At 67.8% G+C, this 8,981-nt stretch carries 9 protein-coding genes; 6 read left to right on the top strand and 3 right to left on the bottom strand.

Features of this window, described 5'->3' with window-relative positions; all coding sequences use genetic code 11:
• The coding region (locus tag G4D87_RS06205; RefSeq protein WP_163779917.1) for a serine/threonine-protein kinase at positions 1-1,187 on the bottom strand (1,187 nt) is incomplete at its 3' end.
• A 210-nt stretch (positions 1,188-1,397) separates the two neighbouring features.
• Here G4D87_RS06205 and G4D87_RS06200 point away from each other — a divergent pair.
• The gene (locus tag G4D87_RS06200) at positions 1,398-1,760 is read left to right on the top strand and encodes a helix-turn-helix transcriptional regulator (RefSeq protein ID WP_163779915.1); all 363 of its coding nucleotides are present in this window, start codon (positions 1,398-1,400) and stop codon (positions 1,758-1,760) included.
• Here G4D87_RS06200 and G4D87_RS06195 read toward each other — a convergent pair.
• Positions 1,757-2,920 carry a serine/threonine-protein kinase gene (locus G4D87_RS06195; protein WP_163779913.1) on the bottom strand — a complete coding sequence of 388 codons (1,164 nt, stop codon included), beginning with the start codon at positions 2,918-2,920 and terminating at the stop codon, positions 1,757-1,759. The genes G4D87_RS06200 and G4D87_RS06195 overlap by 4 nt on opposite strands.
• Positions 2,921-3,366: 446 nt before the next feature.
• On the opposite strand from G4D87_RS06195, the gene G4D87_RS06190 reads away from it, so the two are divergent.
• The 5 genes from G4D87_RS06190 (at position 3,367) to G4D87_RS06170 (ending at position 7,817) form a co-directional block, all read left to right on the top strand.
• Positions 3,367-4,644: a DUF2380 domain-containing protein gene (locus G4D87_RS06190; RefSeq protein WP_371928489.1), complete on the top strand. Its 1,278-nt coding sequence runs from the start codon at positions 3,367-3,369 to the stop codon at positions 4,642-4,644.
• Complete coding sequence (locus G4D87_RS06185) at positions 4,641-5,111, top strand: NUDIX hydrolase (protein ID WP_163779910.1); 471 nt, start codon at positions 4,641-4,643, stop codon at positions 5,109-5,111. Before G4D87_RS06190 ends, G4D87_RS06185 begins: the two co-directional genes overlap by 4 nt.
• A gap of 692 nt (positions 5,112-5,803) precedes the next feature.
• On the top strand, positions 5,804-6,787 hold the full coding sequence (locus G4D87_RS06180) for a DUF2380 domain-containing protein (RefSeq protein ID WP_338044906.1): 984 nt from the start codon (positions 5,804-5,806) through the stop codon (positions 6,785-6,787).
• On the top strand, positions 6,784-7,254 hold the full coding sequence (locus G4D87_RS06175; protein ID WP_163779906.1) for an NUDIX hydrolase: 471 nt from the start codon (positions 6,784-6,786) through the stop codon (positions 7,252-7,254). Before G4D87_RS06180 ends, G4D87_RS06175 begins: the two co-directional genes overlap by 4 nt.
• A 92-nt stretch (positions 7,255-7,346) precedes the next feature.
• A complete protein-coding gene (locus G4D87_RS06170) occupies positions 7,347-7,817 on the top strand; it encodes an NUDIX hydrolase (protein WP_163779904.1) in 471 nt (156 codons plus the stop codon).
• 24 nt (positions 7,818-7,841) lie between these two features.
• On the opposite strand, the gene G4D87_RS06165 is transcribed toward G4D87_RS06170, so the two are convergent.
• On the bottom strand, positions 7,842-8,792 hold the full coding sequence (locus G4D87_RS06165; protein ID WP_240358047.1) for an MYXO-CTERM-anchored inactivated metalloprotease: 951 nt from the start codon (positions 8,790-8,792) through the stop codon (positions 7,842-7,844).
• Positions 8,793-8,981: the final 189 nt, after the last annotated feature.

The following is an 8,981-nucleotide window of genomic DNA, read 5'->3' as shown; positions in this document are numbered from 1 at the left end:
ACTTCCTGACGGGGTGGCACGGCCCCCGCGTCGCGTGACGTCCGCGAGCTCCACGCCCACCCCACCGCGACCAGCACCGCGAGCAGCGCCAGTGCCGCCGCGCCCCAACGCAGCGAGGCCAGCGCGGGCCTCGAAGGCCGCGCCGTCGCGGAGCTCCGCTCCTCCAGCGGAGGCGGACGCTCCTGCTCCAGCCGCTTGCCGCGCCGGGGGCGGCGCAGCGGTTCGTTCAGCCACTTGTCGAAGGTGTCCCTGTCCCCCTCCGTCGTCGCGGTGTCCTCGCCGTGGGCGTCGCACAGCGGCACGTCCCACGTCGCGTCCGCGCCTCGCAGCGCCTCCTCCAGCGCGGCACGCAAAGCCCCCGCGCTCGGCACCCGCGCGGCCGGCGCCTTCTCCAACAGGCGCAGGCACACGTCACTGAGCGCCGCGGGCACACGCGCGTTCACCTGACGGGGCGCAAGCGCTTCATTCGTGATGACGACATCCGCCAGCGTGAAATAGTCCCCCACGAAGGGAGGCCGCGCGGTGAGGAGCTGGTAGAGGACCACGCCCAGCGCCCACAGGTCGTCCAAGGGGCCCGGCGTGTAGAAGGCCCCAGGCACCCGGGCATGCTGACGGAAGAAGCTCCACGCCTCCGGAGCGCGGTACTCCGGCGTCCCGGGCGGGAGGATGTCCGCCGTGATTCCTGGCGCTCCCGCGTAGTCCCCCACGCCGAAGTCCACCAGCTTCGCCGCGCCATCCACGGTGCGCACCATGACGTTGGCCTCCTTCACGTCACGGTGAAGCACACCTGCCTCGTGGACAGCCTCCAGCGCCCGCGCCACGTCCAACACGACGTGCGCCACCTGCCGCGCGGAGGGGTTCTCCTCGGACGCCCACACGTCCAACTGCCGCCCCTCCACGTACTCCATGACGATGACGCCGAACTCCGGAGCCGCCGCCGGCCACTTCCCGAAGCCGTGAAGGCCCACCACGTTGGGGTGACGCAGCTTCAGCAGAATGGAGACTTCACGCTCCACCCGCGCGCCCACGCGCGCCAGCTCCAACAGCTTCAGCGCGTAGGCCTGCCCCTCGCACCGCGCGAGGTACACGGCCCCGAAGCCGCCGCTGCCCAGCCGACGCTCCACCGTGTAGCCCACCACCTGGACACCGGGCGCGAGCACCGCGAGGGCAGGCTCCTTGTGCCTCATGGCGTCCGCCTCCTAGCCTTCCGGGCCTCGCCCATGCACGCACCCTCCCAACGGGCCGTGGACCCTACCAAAGGGACTGCTCCGGATGGAGTCCGTCCTCGCGACCGGCTTGTGTCGCTTGACGTCTGACATCCATCATCAACCTCTAGACGTCTGGCATCCCATTCCACTACGAAGGAGGCATGGAAGAAGTCACCTTCGGGAAGTTCCATGAATGAAGAGCTGGCAATCACCATCGGCACGGCCGCGCGGGAGGCGCGGGAGAAGCTGGGGATGACGCGCGCCGAGGTGGCCGAGCGCGTGGGCCTCGTGGAGCCCGCCTACGGGCGACTGGAGCGAGGGAAGGTGTTGCCCAGCGTCCCCGTCTTCCACCGCCTCAGCCTGACGCTGGGCCTCTCTCCCGAGGTCCTGCTGGGCACGACGCCGCGCGGGACAGGGAAGAAGAAGCCTCCACGCGCTCCGTCCCTTGAAGCGGAGACGCCCGAGCTGCGCCGCCTGCTGGCGCTCGCGCGGAGGCTGGACGCGGAGAAGCTGGACGCGCTCCTCCACGTCGCCACCGCCCTGACTCGCTAGTCTTTCTTCGCGAGCGCCTCGAGTTCGTGCGCGTCCAGCCCCTCCGGGTAGAGGCCACCCTCACCGAACTCCACCACGTCACGCAGGCAGCCTCCCTCCGCGATGACGCGGGCGACCTCCGCCTGGGCATCCTGGCGCCCAAAGGTCGGATGCCGCTTTGTCAGTGCCGCGCGCAGCACGGCTCCCAGGTCCGCCGCCGTGGCGAAGCGCTCTCCCGGGACAACGCGCAAGGCCGTGTGGAGGAGGGCCTTCACGTCCGCGGACAGGCCCGCCACGGCCACCTCGACCTCCGCCGGACTGAAGCTGGCGAGCAGCACTCGCATCTGCGTCAGCGGCAAGGAAGGGAGCTGCTCGGCCTGGAGAGGACTCAACCCCCTGGGAGGTGACGGCATGTCCTCCACGTCGAAGAGGTGCGTGCCCGTCAGCAGCTCCACGAGCACCACGCCCAGACTGAAGACGTCCGAGGCCGGGGACAACGGCAGGCGCTCCAGGTACTCAGGAGAGGCATAGGCCACATCACCTCGGACGAGGTTGGCGGGAGACTCAAGCCGCCCCACCATGAGCGAGTAGGCGGCGCCGAAGTTGGCGAGCTTCACCCCACCATGCGCCCCCAGGTAGATGTGCCGAGGGTTGACGTCCCGGTGGATGATGCCCAGCGACTTGCCGGTCTCGCTTCGCGACGTGTGGGCGTGGTGGAGGGCGTCCGCGACCTCGGCGCAGATGTAGAGCGCCAGCGCTTCGGACACGGGCCTGCGCCGCGCGATGCCCGCGCTCACCAACGTGTCCAGCGAGGGCCCGTCCACGTACTCCATGACGACATGAGGCGTGTTCCGGTGAATCTTCAGGTGGAAGACCTGAGCGATGCTGGGGTGATTGAGCCGGAAGGCCAGTTGAATCTCATCGGAGAGCCGCTTGCGCTCCTCGTAGGTCGAGGGGCTGGGCAGGCGACGCACGAGGCACCGGCCCGGCACCTCCTCCTCCAGTGCATAGCGGTGGGCCAGGAGCAGCGCCTCGCCCGTGGGCATCCGCATCAACTCACGGACGGCCTCGTACCGGACGCCGCCCACCGTGAAGAGCGGCTGGGGTGTCCTTGGCGTCGCGGGTGGAGGAAGGACGTGGGACCGCGCGGGGTGTCTGTCACTGTCGGTCGTGGAGGGCATGCGGTCCTCGGGGGGTGATGCTTGGGCTTTCGAGGATTCTCGACGATATGAACCCATGAAGTCCACAGAACATGGACTTTATGGATTCACAGCATCAAGATATGCGCTGGCGATTCCTGGGTGGCAGGCGCTACGCGGTGGGCACGGGGGCACGCTAATCTTCTCCACGGCGGAAGCGACGCTGCGGCCGGGGGCCTGTGCCTCGGTGAGCCTGGGGGTGGACCATGCGCGCTGACGTGCTGCTGTTGGTGGTGGCTGTGCTTGTCACGGGGTGCGCCTCGGCGCCGAATGCTCCCGAACGTGACGGACCGCTGCGCCACGCGCCGCGCGTGGCCGCGTCCCCCGCCTGGGTAGCGCCGCCAGGCGATTCAGGGCCGGAGGTGCGCCCACGGCGATTGCGCCGCAAGGGGCCACGTCGCAACGTCACGACAGCCGGGCCTGGCGCCGTGTCTGGAGATGTTGGAGGCAGGGAGCGGAGTGCCGCAGCGGCGCGTCAGGCCGTCCTCGACGCCATCGACGAGGTGAAGCGCTCCATGGAGGGCAGCGAAGCCGCGCGCTCCCGACTTGCGTCGCGTCCACCCTCCCTCGGTGGCCGGGGGCTCCATGGGGCATTCACTCGCTACCTCGACCACGGCTCCAGGCAACGGGCGTGGCTCCGAGGCGCGCTGGGGAGCGCCACCGCGTTGGTGGGAGTGGCGTCACAGGTGGGGGACTCCGACATGGAGCGGGGCCTCCTCCGCATGTCGGGGCCTCGCCTCCAGGCCGCGATGTTCGGAGCCCTGCTGCTGGCCACGTGGGTGGACTTCCTCCAACTCGCTGACGCCGTGCTTCGACAGTGCCCCGCCTATAGCGTCGAGAAGCTGTTCGCGGACCTGCATCGAGTTCAAGGCCTGATGGCTCCGACGCTGGCAGACCTCGCCTCGGGGGACTCCGAGCGCGTCGAAGCGGCGGCGACCGCGACGCCCGCGCTGATGGGGGAGCTGACCCGCGAGTTCGACGCGATTCATCGAGGCGCCCGCTCGGCCATGGAGAACGGCGCCAAGCTCATGGTGGCGGCGCAGGTGGTGGAGATGCTCACCATGGTTTCCACGATGAAGCTGTCACTCCCCCGGCTGCCTCCGCCTGGACCCGCGACGCTCGGCGTGGGGCTGGTGATGAGTCCGGGTGGCGTCATGGTGGGCTCGCGAATCGTCGTCTCCGCGGAGTGGGTGGAGATGATGCGAAGGCTGGTGCAGGCGGGCGTCCTCTCCGTTCCGGCTGTGAGCGCGGCCATCCGCATCCACGGCGGACAGGTGCTGATGGCGCAGGCGCACCAGGACTTGCCCAAGGGCGTGCGCGACGCGCTGGGTGACAGCCCCGAAGTGCGCGGCATGCGGGTGACAGGCAGAGCGGGCGCGGGCATGTCCGAGGCGCCGAAGCACCACGTCCTGCCGAAGGAGCACCGGGAGTGGTTCGAGGCGCGCGGCTTCAAGGGGGACATGGACATCGACCAGTTCTGCGTCCGGCTGGAGCGGGCCCACCATGAAGCGATTCACGGTGGAGGGAACTGGAAGCTGGGACGCATCTGGCCCGGCGAGTGGAACCGGCTGATCATGGAGGCCCTGCACGAAGCTGAGACCACGGCAGGTCGGAGGTTGACGAGCAGCCAAGTCCTGAACATCGTTGCGGAGAGGATGAATGAGTACAAAGTCCCGATGCGCTTTGTCACAGGAAGAAGTCGATGAGCGAGGATCGTTCCTGGGAAGGCAACTGGAAGACCCGCCTTTACGAGAGAGTCCGCGAGCGTGGGTACGATTCGCTCACAGCCTTTGCAGAGGCTCGTTCTACCGCCTCACTGGTGGCGCTCGCCGACGAACTGGGACGGGATGACATCGCAGGGGTGCAGGTACTGAGCGGATTGCTATACGAAGCAGAGCAGCGCAAACAGGTCACGCGCTTTGTTCGCGACGTGCTCGTGCGCATGTTGAATCAAAGCCTCCCCAACGGATGGCCGGCCGTGCTCGACGACACGAGTCGATTCGCGGTCGCAAAGGCACTCGGTCCCTGGATTGCCTACACCCCAGATACGCACAAAGAGCGCGCACGCCAAAGCAGGACGTCGCTTCTCACCAATCCTCCCCCCGCTGGATGGCGCCCGCTCAGTCCCGACGACGAGCTTCTCCGGACGTTCCTCCCCGACGACGAAGCCTGACCACCAGCCGTAGCCGGTGAGTCAGTGAGCCTGCCCCGATTCCGAGGACACCTGAGATGTGGTGGAAAGCGTGTCCAATGTCGGCAAGTGAAGCGGAGCAAAAGAAGAGCCGGAGGCAGCGGCGGAAGGAATGCTGTGGCCGGAGGCTTTCGCCTCGGTGAGCCTGGGGGTGGACCATGCGCGCTGACGCGCTGCTGTTGGTGGTGGCTGTGCTTGCCACGGGGTGCGCCTCGGCGCCGAATGCTCCCGAACGTGACGGACCGCTGCGCCACGCGCCGCGCGTGGCCGCGTCCCCCGCCTGGGTAGCGCCGCCAGGCGATTCAGGGCCCGAGGTGCGCCCACGGCGATTGCGCCGCAAGGGGCCACGTCACGACGTCACGGCAGCCGGGCCTGGCGCCGTGTCTGGAGATGTTGGAGGCAGGGAGCGGAGCGCCGCAGCGGCGCGTCAGGCAGTCCACGACGCCATTGACGAGGTGAAGCGCTCCATGGAGGGCATTGAAGCCGCGCGCGCTCGAATCGCGTCACGTCCGCCCGCTCTCGGTGGCCGGGGACTCCATGGGGCATTCACTCGTTACCTCGACCACGGCTCCAGGCAACGGGCCTGGCTCCGAGGAACGCTGGGGAGCGCCACCGCGCTGGTGGGAGTGGCGTCACAGGTGGGGGACTCCGACATGGAGCGGGGCCTCCTCCGCATGTCGGGGCCTCGCCTCCAGGCCGCGATGTTCGGAGCCCTGCTGCTGGCCACGTGGGTGGACTTCCTCCAACTCGCTGACGCCGTGCTTCGACAGTGCCCCGCCTATAGCGTCGAGAAGCTGTTCGCGGACCTGCATCGAGTTCAAGGCCTGATGGCTCCGACGCTGGCAGACCTCGCCTCGGGGGACTCCGAGCGCGTCGAAGCGGCGGCGACCGCGACGCCCGCGCTGATGGGGGAGCTGACCCGCGAGTTCGACGCGATTCATCGAGGCGCCCGCTCGGCCATGGAGAACGGCGCCAAGCTCATGGTGGCGGCGCAGGTGGTGGAGACGCTCACCATGGTTTCCGCGATGAAGCTGTCACTCCCCCGGCTGCCTCCGCCTGGACCCGCGACGCTCGGCGTGGGGCTGGTGATGAGTCCGGGTGGCGTCATGGTGGGCTCGCGAATCGTCGTCTCCGCGGAGTGGGTGGAGATGATGCGAAGGCTGGTGCAGGCGGGCGTCCTCTCCGTTCCGGCTGTGAGCGCGGCCATCCGCATCCACGGCGGACAGGTGCTGATGGCGCAGGCGCACCAGGACTTGCCCAAGGGCGTGCGCGACGCGCTGGGTGACAGCCCCGAAGTGCGCGGCATGCGGGTGACAGGCAGAGCGGGCGCGGGCATGTCCGAGGCGCCGAAGCACCACGTCCTGCCGAAGGAGCACCGCGAGTGGTTCGAGGCGCGCGGCTTCAAGGGGGACATGGACATTGACCAGTTCTGCGTCCGGCTGGAGCGGGCCCACCACGAGGCGATTCACGGTGGAGGGAACTGGAAGCTGGGGCGCATCTGGCCCGGCGAGTGGAGCCGAACGATCATGAGGACGCTGCGGGATGCTGAGGCTCGGACGGGCCGGACGTTGACGCGGAAAGAGGTACTGGACATCGTCGCGGAGCGTATGAAGTTCTACAGAGTCCCGATCACGTTCACAAAGGGGAGAAGCCGATGACCGACGGCCGTTCATGGCAGGGGAACTGGAAGGCCCGCCTATATGAGCGCGTCCGTGAGCGAGGCTACGACTCACTCACCGCTTTTGCCGAGGCCCGTCCCACCGCATCGTTGGTGGCACTCGCCGAGGAGCTCGGTCCGGACGACATTGCCGGAGTTCAACTGTACGATGGATTGGTAACCGAAGCAGTGCGCAGCAAGCAAGTGACCCGCTTGGTGCGTGGACAACTCGTGCGTGAGTTGTGGGGGAGTCTCCCCGATGGCTGGCCAGCCGTGTTGGATGATGACAACCGCTTCAAGGTCGCAAAAGCACTTGGCCTGTGGTCCGGCCTCATCCCCGAAACTCATGAAGAGCGCGCTCGGCCGGTAGGCGATGCGCTTATCGCCAATCCCCCGCCCGCTGGCTGGCGCCCGCTTGGTCCGGACGACGAGTTGCTCCGGACGCTCCTCCCTGACGACGAAGCCTGAACGGATGTGGTGGCCCCACCAGTTGGTGAGGTGGGCTGCCACGTTGCTACACCGCCACTCCATCCCCGGAACTTCATGAGGGTGAGCCGCCGATGACCGATGGACGTTCGTGGCAGGGGAATTGGAAGGCCCGTCTGTATGAACGAATCCGTGAGCGAGGTTACGACTCGGTCACCGCCTTTGCCGAGGCCCATCCCACCGCGTCCCTGGTCGCTCTTGCGGAGGAGCTTGGCCCGGATGACGTCGCTGGCGTTCAGGTGTTCAGGGGGTTGGTTGCCGAGGCTGAACGCAGCAAGAAGTTCACTCGACTGGTGCGTGGGCAACTCGTGCGGGAGTTGTACGAACGTCTCCCCAACGGCTGGCCGCCCGTGCTGGAGGGCGACGCACGGATGGAGGTCGCCATGGCGCTTGGCCAGTGGTTCGCCTACACACCAGAACCTGACAAGGACCGCGTCGACCGGGTCGGAGATGCGCTTATCGCCAATCCCCCACCCGCCGGCTGGCGCCCGCTCGGACCTGACGACGCGCTGCTCCGGACGCTCCTCCCCGACGACGAAGCCTGAACGGAACCGGAGTTGCCTCCCATTTCACGTGCTGCCCGCGGATATGTGCTCGCACGTCATGCCCTCCGCGGGCTCAGCTCCGTGATTTTTGGCGAGTGCGTCGAGCCCCAGCAGGAACATGAGCGCTGCGAGGAGTGGCACCGAGGTGGTGGTGGTGCAGCCAGACTTGGACGGAGCGTCATCATCCGGGACGCCGTCACCCCCATCCGGGACGCCGCCATCCGTTGGGAGGGGGCAGCCGGGTGTTGGCAGCCCTCGAGGGTAGGTCTCGCAGATGCCTTGGAGCGTGCCGGGGTCGATGATGCGCTTCTGCGTATCGCCCCATGGCAGGCCGCGAGACATCGTGGAATCGGTGCGTGTCAGCAGGGCGAGCCCCAGCCCCTCTCCGATGGAGCGTGTCACCAGGCTCTGGACATCTCCGACGACGCAGCCCGGCTCGATGACTCCCTGGGCGCAGGGGGGACCGTCCAGCGTGGTGAGCATGCCATTGCTGTTGTTGAGGCTGATGTTGGTGCCGAGAATCTCACCGGTGGCCAATCGGAAATGGCTCGTCTCATCAACGACGTCATTCGGCGCGAAGGGCCAACAGTCATACTTTTCGGAGCAGGTATCACCCTGCCAGCAGACATCGTTGTCGGGGACGATGTCCGCGCAGTTCACCTGGCGGAAGGTCACCAGCATCTTCCCGTCGAGCGGCATCGGCGCGGGATGGGGCACATCCTCGCCGGGCGTGAACACCAGGTCCGAGCAGTTGGCCACGGCCTGATTCCAGGTGTTGAACGCGGCGGTGACCGCGGCCCTCTCTTCAGCGGTCGGGTGGCCACCCGAGGTGGTCATCGCATAGGTCACGGCCCTGGCACCGCGGCACAGCTCCACCCCTTCGATTCGTGTCCGTTCGTAGGGCTCTGCCCGCGCGTTGGACACCTTGAGGAAGACGAAGAGAGGAATGAGCAGAAAAACCCCGGAAGGGAGCATATCCGGAGAATCATAGGCGGCGCTGGAGCCCCAGCAACCGCTCCAGCGCGTCCAACCCGGAAGGCGGGCGGGCGTCCGGGGCCGCCCTCCAAGGAGGCGTCCGACCGCCTGTCGCCAGGAAGACGCCTGTGCGTTGATTTCTGGCGGCTCCAGAATCTTTGGGACGCGGCGGGGGTAGTTGCGCTGTTA

It is taken from the genome of Myxococcus vastator (genome assembly GCF_010894475.1).
GTDB classification, from domain to species: domain Bacteria; phylum Myxococcota; class Myxococcia; order Myxococcales; family Myxococcaceae; genus Myxococcus; species Myxococcus vastator.
Note: the sequence above shows the minus strand (reverse complement) of the source record. Positions and strands in the feature narration are given on the sequence as shown.

Coding starts and splice junctions, on each gene's coding strand:
- G4D87_RS06170 (WP_163779904.1), top strand. CDS start 7,347: ATGACCGATGGACGTTCGTGGCAGGGGAATTGGAAGGCCCGTCTGTAT.
- G4D87_RS06175 (WP_163779906.1), top strand. CDS start 6,784: ATGACCGACGGCCGTTCATGGCAGGGGAACTGGAAGGCCCGCCTATAT.
- G4D87_RS06180 (WP_338044906.1), top strand. CDS start 5,804: ATGTCGGGGCCTCGCCTCCAGGCCGCGATGTTCGGAGCCCTGCTGCTG.
- G4D87_RS06165 (WP_240358047.1), bottom strand. CDS start 8,792: ATGCTCCCTTCCGGGGTTTTTCTGCTCATTCCTCTCTTCGTCTTCCTC.
- G4D87_RS06195 (WP_163779913.1), bottom strand. CDS start 2,920: ATGCCCTCCACGACCGACAGTGACAGACACCCCGCGCGGTCCCACGTC.
- G4D87_RS06185 (WP_163779910.1), top strand. CDS start 4,641: ATGAGCGAGGATCGTTCCTGGGAAGGCAACTGGAAGACCCGCCTTTAC.
- G4D87_RS06200 (WP_163779915.1), top strand. CDS start 1,398: ATGAATGAAGAGCTGGCAATCACCATCGGCACGGCCGCGCGGGAGGCG.